This window comes from Gallintestinimicrobium sp., from assembly GCF_046968865.1.
GTDB classification, from domain to species: Bacteria; Bacillota; Clostridia; order Lachnospirales; family Lachnospiraceae; genus Gallintestinimicrobium; species Gallintestinimicrobium propionicum.
This window is the reverse complement of sequence record NZ_JBKVPW010000009.1, coordinates 1-18768: the sequence shown is the minus strand read 5'-3', so window position 1 is coordinate 18768 and position 18768 is coordinate 1. Positions and strand designations below refer to the sequence as shown.

Sequence of the window (18768 nt, the reverse complement as noted above, 5' to 3'; positions counted from 1 at the left end):
GATCACTCCTTTTTCGAACAATTCTCCAAAATACAGCGCCGCGTCAGCGTCAGCGCTGCGGATACCGCATTGTCGCGAATTTTTTCACGGTTTCCGGAAAATCGATATTCCTGCGCGATCGTATGTCCCTGCACGCTGCAGCTGATATAAACCAGTCCGACTGGCTTGCGTGCCGTTCCTCCGTCTGGCCCTGCGATTCCGGTGATCGATACCGCGACGTCTGCCTTCGCCGCCGCAAGCGCGCCGGAGGCCATCTCCTTTGCCGTCTGCGTGCTGACCGCACCGAATTCCCTTAACGTGCTCTTTTTTACGCCAAGGAGCCGTCGTTTCGCCTGATTCGCGTAGGTCACATAACCGGTCTGGAACACGGAGGATGCTCCCGCCACATTGACAATTCTGCCAGCCAGAAGGCCTCCGGTGCAGGATTCCGCACAGGTAATGCTCATCTTATTTTTCTTTAGCAGCTTCACAACCGCTTCTTCCAGCGTCCGCTCTTCCTTTGTCGTGTAAACCATTTCACCGAAGCGTTTTTTCAGCTCGCGTATAACTGGCTTCACCAGCTTTTTGCCCTCCTGCTCATCTTTTGCACGGGCAGTCACACGCAGATGTACCTCGCCGGTTTTGGCATAGGGCGCGATCGTCGGATTCGTCTGCGCATCGATCATATCCTGAATCATCGCTGCAGCCTTGCTCTCGCCGATTCCACACAGCTTTACTGTGCGGGAATAGAAAATTTCCGGACTGAGCTTCTGTAAATACGGTTTTACCTGCTGCTCAAACAGCGGATGCAACTCGTTCGGAGGACCGGGCAATAAAATCATACGCTTTCCGTTTTCTTCCAGAATCAGTCCCGGTGCTGTACCGTTATCGTTGTCGAGCACCATCGCTCCCTCCGGGCAGAGCGCCTGTTTTTTGTTATTTTCGGTCATTTCGATCCTGCGCGCCTTAAAATATGCCTCGACGCGTTCCAGGCTGTGCATATCCATCACCAGACCTTTCCCCATCAGCTGCGCTGCAGTCTCTTTGGTCAGGTCATCCGTCGTAGGTCCCAGTCCGCCTGTCAAAATAACGATATCCGAACGGTTCAGCGCCTGCTGTATCTGCTCCTTTAAGCGCACCGCGTTGTCGCCGACTACACTCTGATAATAGCAGGAAAGCCCCAGCCGCGCACACTGCTCCGACAGCCACGCCGCGTTCGTATTTACGATATTTCCCAGTAAAATCTCTGTTCCGACTGAAATCAATTCTACTGTCATAATTTTCCTCATTTCTGCGCACGTTTTTTGCTCATGTCGAGTTTGTGTCAAGTGCGCGCAGACACAAATCTCGTGATTGAAAAATTTTATTTTTCAATCTTCCTCCTGTCTGCGTTTTCGGAAATCCTGCGCTGTATTTTCCGTTTTTCCATATAACAGCTCAGGCGCGCGGCACATGCGCAAACAATGAATGCACGCTCTGCGAGCATTCTATTGTCATAAAAAAGCGTCATGCGCAGCGCGCCTGTCTTTTCCTAAAATTCATAAAAGTACTCTGCAAAAGCCACATTACGGCAAAGCAGAACTTTTATCCTGATCAGTGCTGGTCTTTGAGCACGTCTTTGTTTTTCATCAGATAATCTACCAGAGATACCACTGTCAGCACCAGCGCCACCCACATTACAATCGTGGTCAATACGGACAGCGCTTCGATATTGGCAATCATCAGACAGATCATAACCATCTGGAACGTCGTTTTGAACTTGCCCCAGTAGCTTGCTGCAATCACGCGTCCGTTGTCAGAAGCGATCAGGCGGAAGCCGCTGATGATAAATTCACGGCTGATGATCACGATAACGATCCATGCGGGAATCCGTCCCATTTCCACCAGACAGATCATTGCAGAACACACCAGCAGCTTATCTGCCAGCGGATCCATAAATTTACCGAAGTTGGTAACCAGGTTATGCTTCCTTGCGATGTGACCGTCCAGCAGATCCGTCAGACTTGCCACAATAAAAATTGCAAGGCTGATCCATTTAGAGGCCTCTCCACCCCATCCAGTCAGCATAAAAATAACAAAAAACGGAATCATGATGACTCTCGCCATCGTCAGTTTATTTGGTAAATTCATCTTCCAATTCTCCTATCAGATCGTATTCATAAGCGCCTGTAACTCTTGCCTGTACAAAATCTCCCGTCATCAGTTCTCTGGAAGTGTTGATAAACAGATATCCGTCCACATTGGGCGCATCGCGGTAGGTTCTCGCCACATAAGCGTTTTCGTCCGCCACCTTGCCCTCGATCATCGCAAGCAGCGAGCGTCCGATCATGGATTCGTCCTTGTCAAACGCGATATCCTGCTGCAGCTCCATGATTTCCGCCTGACGCTCCAGCTTCACGGATTCCTCCACCTGATCCGGCATCTCTGCGGCGGGCGTATTTTCTTCCTGAGAATATGGGAAAACACCAAGGCGGTCGAATTCCATCCGATTGACAAAATCCAACAGCTCTTCATGGTCTTTTTCCGTTTCTCCGGGGAAACCTGAAATCAATGTTGTACGCAGACAGATGTCCGGGATTTCTTCCCGAAGCTTTGCAATAATCCCTTCCAGCTCTTCTTTTCGGGTTTTGCGTCCCATTTTCGCAAGAATTTTATCGGATGCATGCTGAATCGGCATATCCAGGTAGTGACAGACTTTCGGCTGCTCCTTCATGACCTGAATCAGCTCTTTTGTAATTTCTTCCGGATAACAGTAAAGCAGGCGAATCCAGACAAGCCCTTCGATCGTGCAAAGCTTGCGCAGGAGCTCCGGCAGCATCTTTTCCCCGTAAAGGTCGATGCCGTAAACGGTCGTCTCCTGTGCGACTAAAATCAGCTCCTTCGCACCGTTTTCCACCAGCTTTTTTGCCTCGCGCACGAGGGACTCCATCGGAATCGATCGGTAATTACCGCGCACAGAGGGAATAACGCAGTAGGTGCATCTCTTATTACAGCCCTCTGCGATTTTCAGATACGCAAAATGTCCGCCTGTCGTAACACTTCTCGGAACCCCGTAAACGCAGGCGCGGTCGATATCTTCGAGATGATTCTCGCTTTTTCCTGCCAGGACGGAATCGACAGTTTCTACGATCATATCAATCGCCGTCGTGCCGATGATCGCATCCACCTCCGGAATTTCCGTCTGAATTTCATCTTTGTAACGCTGTGCCAGACAGCCGCAGACGATCAGCGCCTTTAACTGTCCTTCCGTTTTCAATTCTGCAAGCTGCAGAATCGTGTTGATGCTCTCTTCCTTGGCGTCGCCGATAAAACAGCAGCTGTTGACAACCGCAATGTCCGCTTCCGCCTCATCATCGGTAAAGGTATAGCCCTTTTCCGCCAGCTGACCGAGCATCATTTCCGTGTCCACCAGGTTCTTATCACAACCCAGGGATACAAATAAAATCTGCATATGTTGTTCCTTTCCAGGAGATTTAATCTTCTTCCTCTTCCTCGCCGAGGATCTTGATCTTGCCCTGATTGAGCTCATCTACAGCGATGGAAAGCGGCTTCTCGCCGGGCTTTACCTTTACCATCGGCTCATGTCCGCCTATGATCTGTCTTGCTCTTTTTGCTGTTGCCATTACGATGGAATAACGGCTGTTTACAATCTTCTCTTCGCCGGGTTCTACCTCGCTGTTTACGACTTTCATCAGATCAGAATAAGAAGGATGTAACATGTTAATTTTCTCCTTTCACGAGAGCGTTCAGCTCTTCCTTTAAGTTTGTAATATGCTCCAAATTCAGATTCGGGCGCTGATGCTCTGCACGGACAATCCCGTTGACCGCCTCCATGCACGCTCCCAGATCGTCATTGACTACAATATAATCATACTGCTCTACAAACGCAGATTCTTCCTCTGCGCGGGAAAGACGCTTTAAAACCACGTCCTGTGTTTCCGTTCCGCGGCCCTCCAGTCGGCGCTTTAGCTCCTTTGCAGACGGGGGCAGCACAAAAATCAGCACTGCGTCCGGAAACTTTTCCTTTACTTTCAGTGCGCCCTGCACTTCGATTTCGAGCACAACGTCCTTGCCGCTGTTGCGCTGCTCTTCGACCCATGCCTTCGGCGTGCCATAATAATTGCCCACATAGCTTGCGTATTCCACAAGTCCATCCTGTGCAATCGTCTGTTCAAACGTATCGTGATCCACGAAAAAATAAGAAACGCCGTCGATTTCTCCCTCTCTCGGCTTTCTTGTCGTCATGGATACGGAAAGTGCATAATTGTCACATTCTGTCACGAGCTTTTTGACCAGCGTACCCTTTCCGACGCCGGAAAAGCCGGACACTACGACCAGCAATCCTCTATGATTCATCCTGTTTTTCCTCCTCTGCAGACGGCTGCGTATCCTGCGGCAGCTGAGCCCTCGCCGCAATCGTCTCCGGCAGCAGCGCCGACAAAATCAACTGACTGTTTTCCATCACAAGAACCGCCTTCGTTCGTCTGCCCTGGGTGGCATCCACTGCATTTCCGGTCTCCCTCGCCTTTTGTACGAGACGCTTGACCGGTGCCGAATCCGGGCTGACCACTGCAATGATTTTATCCGTATTGACAATATTGCCAAAACCGATATGTATAAACTGGCTCAATCCTGTTTCCGCCTTTACTCGATATTCTGAATCTGCTCGCGTACCTTTTCGATCAGCGTCTTTAACTCGATTCCGCAGTTGGACAGCTCCAGATCGGTCGTTTTGGACAGGATCGTGTTTGCTTCGCGGTTCATTTCCTGTGCCAGAAAATCCAGCTTTCTGCCGATGCTTCCACCATCTGTCAGAGATTTTTTCATTGCAGAAATATGACTCTGCAGGCGCACAATCTCTTCATCCACACAGATTTTGTCTGCATAAACCGTAACTTCTGTCAGCAGGCGGCTCTCGTCTGCCTTGACGTCGCCGAGCAGCTCCTGTACCCGCTGGGTCAGTTTCTGACGGTATTCCGAAACAATCTGCGGAGAACGCTCTTCGATAAAATCCACATAGCCTTTCATCTCGTCGAGCTTTGCGCACAGATCGGTCTTTAACGCCTCCCCCTCGCGCACTCTCGCAGTGACAAAGCCCTCTGCCGCCGAGCGCAGCGCCTTTTCTAACGTCTTCCAGATTCCCTCTTCGTCCGGTTCTTCCTCTTCCATCGAAAATACTTCCGGAAACCGCGCAAGGGAAGACAGCTTCGTGTCGTCTTCCAGTCCGAAATCCGCCGACATCTGTCTTAAATAATCCAGATACTTCGCAGCCACATCCTTATTATAACGAATGCTGACCTTCTCCTGCCCGAGATCCTCGTAGGTGATAAAAACATCCACCTTGCCTCGCTGGATGTACTCTTTCAAAAGATTGCGGATCGCAGCTTCGAAGAAATTCAGCTTCTTTGGCATCTTTAAATTCACGTCCAGATACCGGTGATTGACCGATTTCATCTCCACTGTAAATTTGCGGTTATCCTCGCAGATCTCACATCTGCCAAATCCCGTCATACTCTTTATCATCTGTTCTCCCATCCGACCGGCGCATTTTGCCGGCAACATTGGAATTCCCATAATCCATTTTATTATAATCGCCGACCTGGATTCCGTCAAGGATTTCTGTTGGGGTGAACGCTTTGACGGCTTTATGTCTGTAACTTTTCCAGCCATACAATAGAATGTACAATCATCCTATTACTAAAAAAAGAGAACGAACCGCCCGATTCGTCCCCTTTCGTTTTTCTTTTTATTCACAAACCTTATTTTGCCATCGACAGCAGATATTCCCCCGTCGTCTTCATATACTTCCAGTACGCATCCTTGATGTGCTCCGGCACGTCCGCCGCAAGACGTTTTACCTCAAAGCTGAAATTGCCCTCATAGCCACAGTGCGCCAGTGCGGGCATAATTTTGTCCCATTTGACATTTCCCAGAAACGGAGCGCGATGCTCATCCTCCAGTCCCATGTTGTCATGTACATGCGTCACTTTGATTCGACTTCCGAGATAGTTCAGGCACGGAACCTGATTGGAATAGACCAGATTGGCATGTCCGAAATCCCAGCAGATTCCGACATTATCATAGGTTTTGTGCAGCGTATCCACAAGGTCTGCCAGCTCTTCCACCGTCGCGCAGTAGCTCCGCTTAAAGCCCTGTCCCGGAAAATCTGCCATGTTCTCAATGCAAATTCCGACGTCATTCTTCTTTGCAAATTCCAGATTTCTGGAAAAATATTCCAGATTCTGCTTTTTCGAGCCGTCTACGATCAAACTGTCCGCATATGCCGTTCCGGGATGCGATACCGTCCAGTGCGCACCGAGAATATTCGTACAGACAATGGAACGGCGTACAATTTCTTCTGTATTCTCGTTCACGCCCTTTTTCGGATCGCAGAAATTGTAAAACGGTACATGTGTCTGTACAAAGGTGATTCCCAGTTCGTCCGCCTTTTTCCGGATTTTATACGCCCAGTCCTCGTAGTGATTGGTCCAAAGTGGTGAAAAAGGTGCGTCCGCTGAGCAAAAAATTGAGTCCAGATAGGAAAATCCCAGCTTCGCATAGTGTTCAAGATCATAATAATAGGCAGAATAGCTGCCGTCATCCTCATAGGTAAAAAAGTTGATCGTCGTCGATAATTTCATGATCTGTATCCTCCATTGACACTCCCTTGAGTGTCCTGCCATATCACTTTATCATCCGTGATACTTCCCGCCAATTCTAACAGTTTTAACGATAGATTCGATACTGCTCTGTCGCTTCCGCAAATACCTTGCTCTGAGCGTCCCATTCCGTCAGAAGGCTGTCCAGATCCTTTTTGCCCTCCAAGACGCGTTCCATCTCATGGCTTCCGGTCACACGGCTGATATGCATCTGACCGTCCGCCGCTTTTACAAGTTCAAAATCGTTAGGATACAGGTCAGCTGCAGCTTTTAATATTCGCATCGACAGCGGAATAAAATCATAGGTATCGCACAATGGCATCAACTCAATTCCGTAACAGATTTCTCCGATATATTTGCGTTCCGACGGCGTGAATGCCTTTTTGCGGATCAGCAGCTTCTCGCGATCCACCCACGGTAAAAGCGCTTCGTAAAATTCATCCATATCGATATAAGGTGCGCCATAAGTCAGAAACGGATGCGGCGTTCCCCTGCCCTCGCTGATATTGGATGCGCCGACCGCACATCCGCCGGAATAGCAGATCGTGCAGGTAAAATCCGGGAGCGCTGGAGACGGTACATTCCACGGCTGTCTGGTTTGGGGAAACAGCATGTCCCTGCCGTATTCCTTCAGTTTAATTACCATATAATCCAGCGACAGATTTCGATATGCGATAAAATAATTTCCAACCTCCCCCGGTGTCATCCCGTAACGCATCGGCAGTCCGTAATCCCCGATAAAGGAGGCGCAGTCCGGTTCAATCACACCACCCGCTATAATCCGGTTGCCGAGCGGGTTAGGACGATCTAGCACGATAAATTGGATTCCAAGCTCTGCTGCCGCTTCCATACAATAGGTCATCGTATAAATATAGGTATAATACCGAAGCCCGACGTCCTGAATGTCATATATCAGAAGGTCGATACCTTCCAGTTCTTCCTTTGACGGACGCTGCTTATCCTTTTCCCCAAAAAGAGAGATAATCGGGATATTGCTGCCGGGGAAGGCGGCATTTGCTACCGCCTCCCCAGCTCCACTGCCGAACAGTCCGTGCTCCGGGGTAAAAAGCTTCACCAGCTGATATCCTTTTTTCAGGAACAGATCGATATTTAAGTTCCAGCTACTGTCCACACCGGAATAATTCGTAATTAGTCCGATCCGTTTTCCAGTAAACAGCCGATCATATTCCCCGATTCTGTCAAGTCCCAATACTGTCCGCATAAGCACCTCTTTTATGTATCTTTACTGTGCGCTAATTTTCTGATAAGCTTCCTTACTCTGTTCGATCACATTGTTTAATCCACCCTGTTTGAGTTTTTCATAACCGCTGTTATAATCGTCCTTGCTAATCTGCCCCATGATGTATTTGTCGCGTAGCGCTACCTGCTGCTCTAAAAGATCGAAATGATCCGCATAGGCTTCCGTCTGAATTACAGGGGGCTCGTCATAATAATAAGGCTCGTTGATTGTCATACCGTCGATAAAGGTCTGACCGGAATCTTCCAGTTCGTCATAGGTCACGCCGCCCATCAGAATCTGCATGTAAACATCTTCTGTAAAGCAGAATGGGATCGTACTCGGTATCAGACCGTTTTCTCTTGCAACTGCAAAGCTCTCGTTGTAAGGAGGAACCAGAGTAGGCTTGTTATCAACCATTTCAAAGTTTGTGCCCTCAATACCATAATTGGTCAGCTCAATGCCCTCGTCGCTGTATACATAATCGAAGAACTGTAAAATCCGTTCCAACTTGCCTTCCTGCAGCGCCTTTACGGTGATATAGGTCGTGGAAGAAACCTTTGCACGCGCCGGGATATTCTGCGCGCCGTCCGGTCCAGGAATTGGAATCACGCACTGATAAAATGCGTCTTCATCCAGCTCGCGGCAGGAAATAGTGTAGTTTTTCGAATATTCCGCATATCCTACATAGGAACCGAGCGTGTTGCTTGCGCCCAAAGTATTAAAGTCCGCGCCTTCCAGCGTTACAAATTCTTTCGGTAAAATTCCTTCCGCATACAGCTCTCTCATGCTGTCTAGGAATTTTTCATAATTTGGATTTTCCGGATCGTACAAATACTCTCCGTCTACCACGGAGAACTCACCGTTTGACTGCATGCCAAACATATTCAGCACGAATTTAAAGAACTGATGGGAAACTGCAAACGGCACTTCATCGTTTGGGTCACCGTTGCCGTTTGCATCCTCTTTTGCAAAGGCTTTCCATACCGTTACCCAATCCTCCCAAGTCTTCGGCATTTCCAGATTCAGTTTTTCCAACCAGTCTGTACGGATTGCAGTACTGAATGCGGGCGGAACATCCATGACAAGACCGAAGCCATAAATTTCGCCGTCTTCATAGTTGGTCAGCGTCAGATAATCGTTACCCTCCAGGAAGCGCACATAATTGGGCATATCCTTTTCCAAATAATCCGTGATCGGTACAATAACGCCCTGTTTGATCAGATCCTGTATGCCGGGTGCTGCAGAAGTACCGCCGCTGATGACGTCGGGCAGATCGCCGGATGCAACCTTGGACGCAAGCTGTGTCTCTAACGCATCGTTGCTGACCCATTCGAAGTCGATCGTCGTATTCGTGCGTTTCATCAGCTCGTCAAAAATCGGTGTAGATTCCTGATACGGCTTCCAGATCGGACCGTAATAGGAAAATTCCAACGGTTCCGTATTTGTAGTTTCTTCAGTCGTTTCGGCTTCTGTCGAAGCTGCAACACTTTCTACCGGTGCGCTTTCTGCTGTCGGTGCAGAACTGCTGCCGCAGGCTGCCAGAGAAATTATCATGCTGCCTGTTATAACCGCGCTCATCATTCTTGCCACTGTCTTTTTCCTCATACTCATCCTCCTGTCATAGAAAATTGTGTGTTTATCCTTTGACTGCGCCCAGCGTAACACCTTTTACAAAATATTTCTGGACGAATGGATAAATAACCATCATCGGTACCATAGAAACGATCAAAACACCGTACCGGATCTGATCTGCGATATTGACAGAAACCTGTCCGCCTCTCGCTGTTCCGAGATCCATCTGCGCCGCATTTGCTTCCAGTACGATTTCCCTCAGTACCTGCTGTAGCGTAAAGCGTTCTGATTTAGTGATATATAATAACGGGCCAAAGTACGCGTTCCAGTGTCCCGCAATTACCCACAGACCGATCGTCGCAAACGACGCCTTTGCCAGAGGTGCAACTACCTGCAACATGACTCGAAACTCCCCGGCTCCGTCCATCCTCGCCGATTCCAACAGTTCTCTCGGAATGCCCCGAAGAAAACTCGTCAAGATCAGCACATGATAGGAAGAAATCAACGCCGTCAGTATCAGTGCCCAGTAGCTGTTGATTAGTCCCAGCTTCTGCACACACAGATAGGAAGGAACCATGCCGCCCTGAAACCACATCGGAATCAGGACAAAAACATTATAAATTTTCTTTCCCGGAAATTCGCAGCAGGCGATCGGATACGCTGCAAGATAAGTAGCCGCAAGGCTGCAGACCACGCCTACACCTGTGATAAAAATGGAATTTCCAAATGCCCGCAAAATACTCTCATTCTTCAGAATATCTTTATAGGCTTTTAGCGTAAATCCCTGCGGAATCAGCCTGACATCATGCCGCAGCACCGGTCCGTCCGCGCTGATGGAAATCGCCAGAATATTCAGGATCGGGTACAGAATGCAGATACAGACAATTGCGCCGATGACGATCAGAACAGCTTCTATTACGTAATCCATTTTTGTCATTTTGCTGTGCAGCATCTTACATCCTCCTTTACCAGATTCCCGCCGAATCGGAATAGCGTTTGCTCAACCGGTTCGCCATCACGACAAGGATCAGTGCAACAATTCCGTTAAACAACCCTGCCGTCGTTCCCATGCTGTAATCATATTTCACCATGCCCCGTTTATAAACCCAAGTCTGGATGACCTCGGAAACCTCCAGGTTTGCCGAATTCTGGAACAGATAAATTTTCTCGAAATTGGCATTGATCAGGGAACCGATTCGTAAAATGAACATCACCACAATTGTCGGCATAATACATGGAATCGTGATATGAATCAGCCGGTTCCAACGGTTCGCTCCGTCCACCATCGCCGCCTCATACAGATTCACATCCACAGCCGTCAACGCCGACAGATATACAATTGCGCTGTACCCCATCGTCTGCCAGATGCCGGAAAATACCATGATTGTCCGGAAATATTTCGCATCTCCCAAGAAATAAATCGGTTCTTTTCCGAAGAATTTCAGAATATCCGCCGAAAGTCCGGTGGACGGGGACAAAAATTCCGTCACCAACGACACAAACGCGACCATCGAGATAAAATACGGCAGGAAGCTGACTGTCTGGATGACTTTTTTCACCTTTGCCGACCGCATTTCATTCAGAAACAGTGCGAAAATAATTGGTGCCGGGAAGCCTACCAGCAATGCGTAAAAGTTCAGCAACAGTACATTTCGCATCAGTCTCCAGAAATCCATCCCTGTGAAAAACTTGATAAAGTTCTGAAATCCGACAAATTTACTCCCTACAAACCCGAGATATAAATTGTAATCAAAAAAGGAAATGGACAGCCACGTCATCGGCCAGTACTGAAACAGCAGAAACCACACAACGACCGGCAAAATCATCAGATAGATCGCTCTTGCCCGGTAGATGTCTTTTTTCAGCTGTTTCCACGATCTCTTTTTCTTCATTCGCATTCCCTCTCTTTATGGATCGCCTGCAGCGCCTTTCCCAGGAAGCCGTTACAGCCATCCAGCGCGCTCTGTGCAGCCTGTCTGTCATAACCCGACACCGCCATCAAAATCGCCAGCTTGGTATCGCCCTCAGCCAGATCGAGAAACCGTTCCGCTTCCGTTTCGTTTTCTCCGGTCACCGCACAGAAGATCCGTCTTGCCCTCGCCCGAAGCTTACGATTGGTCGCTTTTAAATCGACCATCAGGTTTCCGTATACCTTGCCCATCTTGATCATGGATGCGGTTGACAGCATATTTAGCACCAGTTTCTGCGCTGTTCCGGCTTTCATTCTCGTCGAACCGCTGATAACCTCCGGTCCTGTAATCACTTCGATCGACACATCCGCTTCCGCGGCCAACGGGCTGTTACTCGCATTGACCACCGCCACCGTCGCGGCGTTTCTGTCTTTGGCTTCCTGAAGGGCTTCGATCACAAATCTGGCACTTCCGCTCGCGCTGATCCCGACGACGGTATCGTTTGCGCCGATCTGATGTTCTATGATAATCCTCCTGCCGAGAGAACCGTCATCCTCGCAGCCCTCCACAGGTGTCCGCAGCGCTCGGTCACCGCCTGCGATATAGCCCTGTACGATCTCCGGCGAAACCCCAAAGGTCGGAATACATTCTGCTGCATCCAAAATGCCCAGCCGTCCGGAGGTTCCCGCCCCGATGTAAATCAGATGTCCTCCCTTTTCGAAGCGGCTGCAAATCACCTCTACGGCGTCCACAATCTGCGGCAGCGCTTTTTCTACTGCTTTGGCAACTTTTCCGTCCTCTACATTGATCAGTTCCAGAATTTCCAAGGTTGTGCATTCATCAATGTGTTCCGTCCGCTCATTTCTTTTTTCAGTTTCAAGCTGTTCATAACGCTGCTCCATTCGTCCTCCCTTCTAGCTTTCCGGCGATTCCTGCTTTCGGATATGTGTCCGCTTCAACTGCTGCATGTTTTCTTCGAAGTTATGCCGGATGTATGCGGTATATAAAATATCAATCATATTCAACTGTGAAATTCTCGATGACATCGCGCCGTGTCGAATCAAAACTTCCGTAGAAGCGACACATAGATTATAATCCGCCAGCCTTGTAAGTGGGGAATCATCCAGCCTGGAAATCAGGATAATCGGCAGTCCCTTGTCCCGGATGATTTCCGCACAGGTGATCATTTCCTGCGTCATACCAGAATAACTGATAATCATCGCCACGCTGCCCTTTTTCATGTTCATCGCCTGTAAATACTGCGCATGCACATCATCGCAGATGAAACATTCTTTATTGATTCGAAGCCATTTTAAATACGCATCCCGCGCTACCAACAGCGATGACCCAAGACCATATAAGTAAACTGCGCTGCTTTCGATCAAGAGATTCACACATTTTTCCAGCACCTGCATATCGATCAGCTTTCGCGTATTTTCCAGAGAGCTGATCGTTTTATAGGTCACCTTATCCACAATTTCTTCCAGACTGTCCTCTTCTTTGATATCTTCAAAACGTTTCCGGTCGGTTTCCTTGCGGATCGCCAGTTCATATAACAGCGATTTCTGAAATTCCTTAAATCCTTTAAACCCCATCTTGTGACAGAACCGAATGATCGTCGCAGGCGAAGAAAAGGTCTCCTGTGCCAACCCCTGGATACTACATTCGCTCGCCTCCTGCGGATGCTCTGTAATCCATGCGATAATCCCTTTTTCCGTCTCACTCGCGGTTCCCTTATATTCCTGAATCCGGATCAGTACATTCTTCATGTAGTTCCCCACTTCCGTGCGCTTTTCTTTTTGTTTTCTCTCCTTATAGCTTCATTATACTTTGTCAAACATTTTTGTCAATTTATCTGCTTCATTATGAAATTTTGTTTCATTTTTTGACATTTTATCTGCATTCCTAAGAAAGTTATTGCAAATTTTATGTAAAATATACAATTTTTTATCCGTTCATTCATGACTTTCTGGTTTGACAGCCGCCCCTTTTCATTCGCTGCCCGTTCTGTTATACTGATAACAGTGTCTGTGCAGATATTGTCAGCTCTCCCTGCGCAGACTTGACGCATTACCGGTCCCGGACCGAAAGAAAAGAGGAATTTTCATGGCATTTGATGGCATTACCATTGCAAATATTGTAAAAGATTTACAGGACAATCTCATAGACGGTCGGCTGTCCAAAATCGCCCAGCCTGAACCTGACGAGCTGCTCTGCACGATTAAAGGCAAAAACGGTCAGCAGCGTCTCTGTCTCTCTGCAAGCGCTTCCCTGCCGCTCATCTATCTGACGCGCGACAATAAACCAAGCCCCATGACCGCGCCGAATTTCTGTATGCTGCTTCGAAAGCATGTCCAGAATGCGCGTATCGTCTCCATTTCCCAGCCTGGTCTGGAACGAATCGTCATTTTTGAACTGGAACACCTGGATGAGCTGGGTGATCTGCGCCGCAAAAAGCTGATCGTCGAAATCATGGGAAAGCACAGCAACATCATCTTCTGCGATGAGGACAACAAAATACTGGATAGTATCAAGCACATTTCCGGTCTGGTCAGCTCTGTCCGCGAGGTTCTGCCCGGCAAGCCGTGGTTCATCCCTCACACACAGGAAAAATTCGACCCGCTCACTGCAGACCGCGCCCTTTTTATGGAACAGGTCTTTTTAAAGCCCTGCGACTGTTTCAAGGCGCTTTATACGACTTTCACCGGACTCTCTCCCGCAATTTCACACGAAATCTGCTTCCGTGCCGGCGGGCATGCCGCACTTTCTACCGCTGCATGTACAGATGCCGATAAAGAATCTCTCTGGAACGCATTTTCTGAGATCATCACCCAGGTGAAAAACGGACAGTTTTCTCCCTGTATCGTCTATGAAAACGACGTGCCTGCAGAATATGCCGCGCTGAAGCTGACCTCCTATCCGGAATCCAACCGCAAAGACTATGCGGAAATTTCGTCGCTTCTGGAAGATTATTATGCGGAGAAAAACAAAATCACCCGCATCCGTCAGCGTTCTTCTGACCTGCGCAGAATCGTATCCACCGCCCTCGAGCGCAATGTCAAAAAATACGACCTCCAGTTAAAGCAGCTTAAAGACACCGAAAAACGCGACAAATACTGCATCTGGGGCGAGTTATTAAATACCTACGGTTACAGTGCACAGCCCGGTGACAAATCCCTCGAGGCGGTCAATTACTACAACGGCGAACCTGTCACAATCCCCCTCGATCCGCAGCTGACTGCCGGAGAAAATGCGAAGAAATATTTTGAAAAATATAATAAACTGAAACGTACCAATGAGGCGTTGAGTGCCCTGACCAAAGAGGTGCATGATGAAATCGAGCATCTGGAATCCGTTGCGAACGCCCTCGACATCGCACGTGCTGAGGAAGACCTTGTTCAGATCAAGGAAGAGCTGATCGAAAGCGGCTATATCCGCCGAAAAGGCGGTTCCAAAAAGGTAAAAATCACAAGCCGTCCGTTCCACTATATCAGCAGCGATGGTTTTTCCATGTATGTCGGTAAGAACAACCTGCAGAATGAGGAACTGACCTTTAAGTTTGCTGTCGGCAACGACTGGTGGTTCCATGCAAAGGGCAGACCGGGTTCTCATGTCATCGTAAAAACCGGCGGAAAAGAGCTTCCGGACGCAACCTTTGAAGAAGCCGCACGTCTTGCCGCCCACTACTCCACCGGACGCGATCAGGAAAAAATCGAAGTCGATTATGTAGAGAAAAAACAGGTCAAAAAGGTGGCCGGTGCAAAGCCTGGATTCGTTATTTACCACACGAACTACTCTATGGTGATTTCGACGGATATTTCCGGCATCCGGATGGTGGAGGACTAAAAACAATAGAATGCACGCTCTACGAGCATTTTTCTCGTATGGAAACGAAGTTTCCTATACGAGAACAAAAAACAGCGGCGGATTATCCCGCCGCTGCTTCTGCCTACAGGCTGCTTTTGGAAAACAGGTTCCGCACATGCTCGATCTCCTTCTGCGTTGCCTCAGCTGCAGGAACATAATAGGATTTTTCCCGTGCGATCTGATACAGCTCTTCCTGAGACTGCTCGCACGCAGCCCGAAACTGTTTCAGGGTTGTTTTTAACTCTTTATTTTCTGTCTGCGGAATCATCTCGCCAAACCGCATCAGCTCTCCGTTGATTCCTGCCAGCGTGTCCGCTACCATCGTCTTATCCTCAAACATATTCCTCTCCTTGCCCCTGCTCAGCGCAGGAAATCCATCAACGCCTGCTTGTTCTCCATCGCAGACTTCGCGCCTTTTTCGAAAAACTGTTTCACTTTCGCATCCTGTGCGCACTCCGCATATTCCTGCATCTTGCAGTGCGTCGTATCGTATCCGCCGATCAGGTGACGTAAATTCTGCAGTTCCAGTTCCGATAAGTTCATATTTTCCTCTCATTTCTGCGCACGCTTTTTGCGCATGTCGAGTTTGTGCCAAGTGCGCGCAGACACAAATCTCGCGATTGAAAAATTTTATTTTTCAATCTTCTGCCTCCGTTTCTACAGACATTTTTGCTTGAAAACCACACGGTTTTCCTGATGAGTATTTCCGAACCACAGAATTTTATTCACGATCATCCTCGATCGGCAGCTCTGCCTCCACATAGCCCTCTTCCGGCAGGGCAATTGTGTACGGCTCCAGATAGCAGACGATCGCTGTTTCCGTAAAATACCAGCCAATTTTCTCCGGATTCAACGCTGCAATTTTTTCTTCCGCATCCGCATAATAAACGCCCGGATTTTCGCGCAGTTTGTCCCGATACGCCTCCTGCAGCAGCTGATAACATTCCTCTCTGGATTTTCCCAACAATTTTTCCAGCGTCACCTGCTGCCCGCTTTCGAGATCAAGCACATAGCTTTCCCGGTGCGGGATTTTTTTCAAGTTTCCTTCCTTTAAATCAGAATCCAGCAAAACGCTCACATACTGCCCTTTCGTGCACACCCGACTGACGCGATAGCGCTCTGTCCAACTGCCCGTCCATCCGCTGTCTTTGCTCTCCCGATAGATTTCCAACGCGGCTTGTCGGATGGAATCCCCATCCGCTTCATAAATGCGCAGCTTTTCATTTTTCCAGTCCTCGAAAAAACGATTGACCTGCAGGACTCCGCCCGCCTTCCCGGCAAAATACGGCCACGACAGCTGCAGCTGATACAGCACCGTCCCATCTTCCGCATGAAAATTTTCCTGCACCGTTTTTACCTGATACGTTACGCTGCCGCTTCCACCCCCAAGCAGGCTTCCCGACCGCCCGGATTCTGTCGCGCGCACATTTTCTGTCACACGCCCGGATTCTGCCACGCTCCCGCTTCCAATCCATGTCGATGCACGCTGCCATTCAGACGTTTGCAGCTGTCCATTTCTGCCCTGTCCGCCGTTTTGCAAATTCTGATCTGATGCGTGCACCTGTTCCGATGTGCGTGCCCATTCTCCCGTTTCAGAATTGCCCAAATTTCCATGAAACTGTTTTGCATTGTCTGTATTTTGTTCTACGCCCTGCTGCACCTCTCCCATCTGGCTTTCCACAGAGTTTTCTTCTTTTTCACTCAGATCGCCTTTTTGACCGCAGCCATTCAGTCCGATTCCAAGCCCGAGGAGCAGACACAGACACGCAGTCGCGGACAAAATCGCCCTTTGCCGTTTTATCATCGCATTCTGCCTTTCCTTTTTTCACAGAATGCCCGCACCGCGAAAGTTTTATACAAAAAAACTGCAGACCTTTCAGCCTGCAGCTTTCCTATTTCATTCTAATTTTATTCAACGTCCGATCAGCCAGTCATACATCTCCTGATATTTCTGTGCGGAAACATTCCAGGAGAAGTCCGCTGCCATCGCACGGTCGATGATCTTATTCCACTCGCGCTTCTTATCATAGTAGATCTGTTCTGCATAACGAATCGTTGCGAGCATTTCATGGGCGTTATAATTCGTAAAGGAGAATCCGGTTCCGGTTCCTTCGAATTCGTTGTAAGGCCATACGGTATCTTTTAAACCGCCGGTCTCGCGGACAATCGGAACAGTTCCGTAACGCAAGCTCATCAGCTGGCTTAAACCGCAGGGCTCAAACAGCGATGGCATCAAAAATGCATCGCTTGCCGCATAAATCCGATGGGACAGCTCTTCGGAATAATAAATCTGTGCGGAAACCTTGCCGTTATATTTCCATGCAAAATGGCGAAACATGTTTTCATAACGTTCTTCACCGGTACCGAGTACAATAATCTGGACATTATCCTGACACAGCTCATCCATCATGTATGCAATCAGATCGAAGCCCTTCTGGTCAGTCAGTCTGGATACGATACCGATTAGCATCGTCTTGTCATTCTGCTCCAGCCCCATATCCGCCTGCAGGGCACGTTTATTCTTAATCTTCTCTTTTCGGAAGTTCACTGCATTATAACGGTTCGTGATGTAAGGATCCGTCTCCGGATTGAACGCATCATAGTCGATACCATTCAAAATACCACGCAGGTCATTCGAACGTGCACGGAGCAATCCGTCCAAGCCTTCGCCATAAAACGGTGTCTTGATCTCTTCTGCATAGGTCGGGCTTACGGTTGTAATCGCATCCGCATATACCAGACCGCCTTTTAACAGGTTTGCATCCTTGTATGCTTCCAGCTTATCCGGTGCAAAATAGTAATCCGGCAATCCGGTAATGCTCTGAACCTCCTTGATACTCCACTTGCCCTGGAATTTCAGGTTATGGATCGTCATAACTGTCTTGATACCCCGATAAAACTCACCGCCTGCAAAGCGTTCATGCAGATATACCGGAATCAGACCAGTTTGCCAGTCATGACAGTGAATCAAATCCGGTCTGAAACCGATCACCGGCAGAATCGACAGCGCAGCTTTTGAGAAAAATGCAAACTTTTCAATTTCAAATAAAGCGTTGTCACAGTACGGCTTAAAACCGTTAAAATAATATTCGTTATCAATAAAATAATATTTAATCCCATCGTATTCTGCTTCCAGAATGCCGACATATTCGTTTTTCCAGTTAAATTCCATGTAGAAGTGATCTCTGTAATGGAGCATATCCTTCTTATCCTGATGCATGCAGTTATACTTGGGCAGGATAACCCTCACATCATAATATTCCTTATCAATGCCCTTCGGCAGTGATCCAACCACATCTGCCAGTCCGCCTGTCTTGATAAATGGCACACCTTCTGATGCGATGAACAAAATGTTTTTCATGATACATCCTCCCACTTGATTATAATCCTCGGAATAAACCCCGTTTATTATATTCATTATACATCATTCCTGCCTTTTGTTAAAGGGGCATTTGTGGGAAATGTAAAGAACCTATACGGTAAAATAGAATGTGCCTTGGCACATTCTCGCGCCGAGGCGCGGTTGCTTCGGCAACCATCT

General features: G+C 48.3%; 19 protein-coding genes. 1 reads left to right on the top strand and 18 read right to left on the bottom strand.

Annotation, left to right across the window (positions count from 1 at the left end; genetic code table 11):
• Positions 1 to 2: 2 nt before the first annotated feature.
• The 14 genes from ACLTOQ_RS09105 to ACLTOQ_RS09040 all read right to left on the bottom strand — a co-directional run bounded on the left by ACLTOQ_RS09105 (position 3) and on the right by ACLTOQ_RS09040 (position 13129).
• Entirely contained in the window at positions 3 to 1256 is a 1254-nt protein-coding gene (locus ACLTOQ_RS09105) for a competence/damage-inducible protein A (protein ID WP_412319297.1), read from the bottom strand.
• Between the two features lie 316 nt (positions 1257 to 1572).
• The gene (gene pgsA, locus ACLTOQ_RS09100; RefSeq protein ID WP_021914747.1) at positions 1573 to 2109 is read right to left on the bottom strand and encodes a CDP-diacylglycerol--glycerol-3-phosphate 3-phosphatidyltransferase; all 537 of its coding nucleotides are present in this window, start codon (positions 2107 to 2109) and stop codon (positions 1573 to 1575) included.
• On the bottom strand, positions 2093 to 3430 hold the full coding sequence (gene rimO / locus ACLTOQ_RS09095) for a 30S ribosomal protein S12 methylthiotransferase RimO (RefSeq protein WP_412319296.1): 1338 nt from the start codon (positions 3428 to 3430) through the stop codon (positions 2093 to 2095). Before rimO ends, pgsA begins: the two co-directional genes overlap by 17 nt.
• 22 nt (positions 3431 to 3452) lie before the next feature.
• Positions 3453 to 3698, bottom strand: a complete 246-nt coding sequence (gene rpoZ / locus ACLTOQ_RS09090) for a DNA-directed RNA polymerase subunit omega (protein WP_021914749.1) — start codon at positions 3696 to 3698, stop codon at positions 3453 to 3455.
• Position 3699: 1 nt separating this feature from the next.
• The gene (gmk, locus tag ACLTOQ_RS09085) at positions 3700 to 4335 is read right to left on the bottom strand and encodes a guanylate kinase (protein ID WP_308728392.1); all 636 of its coding nucleotides are present in this window, start codon (positions 4333 to 4335) and stop codon (positions 3700 to 3702) included.
• Positions 4325 to 4609 carry a DUF370 domain-containing protein gene (locus ACLTOQ_RS09080; RefSeq protein WP_021914751.1) on the bottom strand — a complete coding sequence of 95 codons (285 nt, stop codon included), beginning with the start codon at positions 4607 to 4609 and terminating at the stop codon, positions 4325 to 4327. The genes gmk and ACLTOQ_RS09080 overlap by 11 nt, the downstream gene beginning before the upstream one ends.
• A gap of 14 nt (positions 4610 to 4623) precedes the next feature.
• Positions 4624 to 5502: a YicC/YloC family endoribonuclease gene (locus ACLTOQ_RS09075; protein WP_117959483.1), complete on the bottom strand. Its 879-nt coding sequence runs from the start codon at positions 5500 to 5502 to the stop codon at positions 4624 to 4626.
• A gap of 236 nt (positions 5503 to 5738) precedes the next feature.
• Positions 5739 to 6620, bottom strand: a complete 882-nt coding sequence (locus ACLTOQ_RS09070) for a sugar phosphate isomerase/epimerase family protein (RefSeq protein ID WP_308728394.1) — start codon at positions 6618 to 6620, stop codon at positions 5739 to 5741.
• Between the two features lie 85 nt (positions 6621 to 6705).
• Entirely contained in the window at positions 6706 to 7860 is a 1155-nt protein-coding gene (locus tag ACLTOQ_RS09065; RefSeq protein WP_308728395.1) for a DUF1343 domain-containing protein, read from the bottom strand.
• A 21-nt stretch (positions 7861 to 7881) separates the two neighbouring features.
• A complete protein-coding gene (locus tag ACLTOQ_RS09060) occupies positions 7882 to 9483 on the bottom strand; it encodes an extracellular solute-binding protein (protein ID WP_308728396.1) in 1602 nt (533 codons plus the stop codon).
• Positions 9484 to 9514: 31 nt separating this feature from the next.
• Positions 9515 to 10402 (bottom strand): carbohydrate ABC transporter permease, encoded by an 888-nt coding sequence (locus ACLTOQ_RS09055; protein ID WP_308728397.1) that lies wholly within the window; start codon positions 10400 to 10402, stop codon positions 9515 to 9517.
• 13 nt (positions 10403 to 10415) lie between these two features.
• Entirely contained in the window at positions 10416 to 11342 is a 927-nt protein-coding gene (locus ACLTOQ_RS09050; RefSeq protein ID WP_308728398.1) for an ABC transporter permease, read from the bottom strand.
• The gene (gene murQ, locus ACLTOQ_RS09045) at positions 11339 to 12262 is read right to left on the bottom strand and encodes an N-acetylmuramic acid 6-phosphate etherase (protein WP_337561371.1); all 924 of its coding nucleotides are present in this window, start codon (positions 12260 to 12262) and stop codon (positions 11339 to 11341) included. Before murQ ends, ACLTOQ_RS09050 begins: the two co-directional genes overlap by 4 nt.
• A 12-nt stretch (positions 12263 to 12274) precedes the next feature.
• Positions 12275 to 13129, bottom strand: coding sequence for a MurR/RpiR family transcriptional regulator (locus ACLTOQ_RS09040; RefSeq protein WP_337561373.1), 855 nt, complete (start codon positions 13127 to 13129; stop codon positions 12275 to 12277).
• A gap of 337 nt (positions 13130 to 13466) precedes the next feature.
• On the opposite strand from ACLTOQ_RS09040, the gene ACLTOQ_RS09035 reads away from it, so the two are divergent.
• Positions 13467 to 15206 (top strand): NFACT family protein, encoded by a 1740-nt coding sequence (locus tag ACLTOQ_RS09035; protein ID WP_412319295.1) that lies wholly within the window; start codon positions 13467 to 13469, stop codon positions 15204 to 15206.
• A 103-nt stretch (positions 15207 to 15309) separates the two neighbouring features.
• Here ACLTOQ_RS09035 and ACLTOQ_RS09030 read toward each other — a convergent pair whose 3' ends face one another.
• The 4 genes from ACLTOQ_RS09030 to glgA form a co-directional block, all read right to left on the bottom strand.
• Complete coding sequence (locus ACLTOQ_RS09030) at positions 15310 to 15567, bottom strand: spore coat protein (protein ID WP_021914754.1); 258 nt, start codon at positions 15565 to 15567, stop codon at positions 15310 to 15312.
• A 20-nt stretch (positions 15568 to 15587) separates the two neighbouring features.
• Positions 15588 to 15770: a hypothetical protein gene (locus ACLTOQ_RS09025; protein ID WP_021914755.1), complete on the bottom strand. Its 183-nt coding sequence runs from the start codon at positions 15768 to 15770 to the stop codon at positions 15588 to 15590.
• Positions 15771 to 15948: 178 nt separating this feature from the next.
• Positions 15949 to 17031 (bottom strand): RsiV family protein, encoded by a 1083-nt coding sequence (locus ACLTOQ_RS09020; RefSeq protein WP_412319294.1) that lies wholly within the window; start codon positions 17029 to 17031, stop codon positions 15949 to 15951.
• Positions 17032 to 17139: 108 nt separating this feature from the next.
• Positions 17140 to 18588 carry a glycogen synthase GlgA gene (gene glgA, locus ACLTOQ_RS09015; RefSeq protein ID WP_021914757.1) on the bottom strand — a complete coding sequence of 483 codons (1449 nt, stop codon included), beginning with the start codon at positions 18586 to 18588 and terminating at the stop codon, positions 17140 to 17142.
• Between the last annotated feature and the right edge of the window lie 180 nt (positions 18589 to 18768).

What these genes read in the sequence shown, in the direction of transcription:
- ACLTOQ_RS09105 (WP_412319297.1), bottom strand. Translation starts at nt 1,256, where the DNA reads ATGACAGTAGAATTGATTTCAGTCGGAACAGAGATTTTACTGGGAAAT.
- pgsA (WP_021914747.1), bottom strand. Translation starts at nt 2,109, where the DNA reads ATGAATTTACCAAATAAACTGACGATGGCGAGAGTCATCATGATTCCG.
- rimO (WP_412319296.1), bottom strand. Translation starts at nt 3,430, where the DNA reads ATGCAGATTTTATTTGTATCCCTGGGTTGTGATAAGAACCTGGTGGAC.
- rpoZ (WP_021914749.1), bottom strand. Translation starts at nt 3,698, where the DNA reads ATGTTACATCCTTCTTATTCTGATCTGATGAAAGTCGTAAACAGCGAG.
- gmk (WP_308728392.1), bottom strand. Translation starts at nt 4,335, where the DNA reads ATGAATCATAGAGGATTGCTGGTCGTAGTGTCCGGCTTTTCCGGCGTC.
- ACLTOQ_RS09075 (WP_117959483.1), bottom strand. Translation starts at nt 5,502, where the DNA reads ATGATAAAGAGTATGACGGGATTTGGCAGATGTGAGATCTGCGAGGAT.
- ACLTOQ_RS09070 (WP_308728394.1), bottom strand. Translation starts at nt 6,620, where the DNA reads ATGAAATTATCGACGACGATCAACTTTTTTACCTATGAGGATGACGGC.
- ACLTOQ_RS09065 (WP_308728395.1), bottom strand. Translation starts at nt 7,860, where the DNA reads ATGCGGACAGTATTGGGACTTGACAGAATCGGGGAATATGATCGGCTG.
- ACLTOQ_RS09060 (WP_308728396.1), bottom strand. Translation starts at nt 9,483, where the DNA reads ATGAGGAAAAAGACAGTGGCAAGAATGATGAGCGCGGTTATAACAGGC.
- ACLTOQ_RS09055 (WP_308728397.1), bottom strand. Translation starts at nt 10,402, where the DNA reads ATGCTGCACAGCAAAATGACAAAAATGGATTACGTAATAGAAGCTGTT.
- ACLTOQ_RS09050 (WP_308728398.1), bottom strand. Translation starts at nt 11,342, where the DNA reads ATGAAGAAAAAGAGATCGTGGAAACAGCTGAAAAAAGACATCTACCGG.
- murQ (WP_337561371.1), bottom strand. Translation starts at nt 12,262, where the DNA reads ATGGAGCAGCGTTATGAACAGCTTGAAACTGAAAAAAGAAATGAGCGG.
- ACLTOQ_RS09040 (WP_337561373.1), bottom strand. Translation starts at nt 13,129, where the DNA reads ATGAAGAATGTACTGATCCGGATTCAGGAATATAAGGGAACCGCGAGT.
- ACLTOQ_RS09035 (WP_412319295.1), top strand. Translation starts at nt 13,467, where the DNA reads ATGGCATTTGATGGCATTACCATTGCAAATATTGTAAAAGATTTACAG.
- ACLTOQ_RS09030 (WP_021914754.1), bottom strand. Translation starts at nt 15,567, where the DNA reads ATGTTTGAGGATAAGACGATGGTAGCGGACACGCTGGCAGGAATCAAC.
- ACLTOQ_RS09025 (WP_021914755.1), bottom strand. Translation starts at nt 15,770, where the DNA reads ATGAACTTATCGGAACTGGAACTGCAGAATTTACGTCACCTGATCGGC.
- ACLTOQ_RS09020 (WP_412319294.1), bottom strand. Translation starts at nt 17,031, where the DNA reads ATGATAAAACGGCAAAGGGCGATTTTGTCCGCGACTGCGTGTCTGTGT.
- glgA (WP_021914757.1), bottom strand. Translation starts at nt 18,588, where the DNA reads ATGAAAAACATTTTGTTCATCGCATCAGAAGGTGTGCCATTTATCAAG.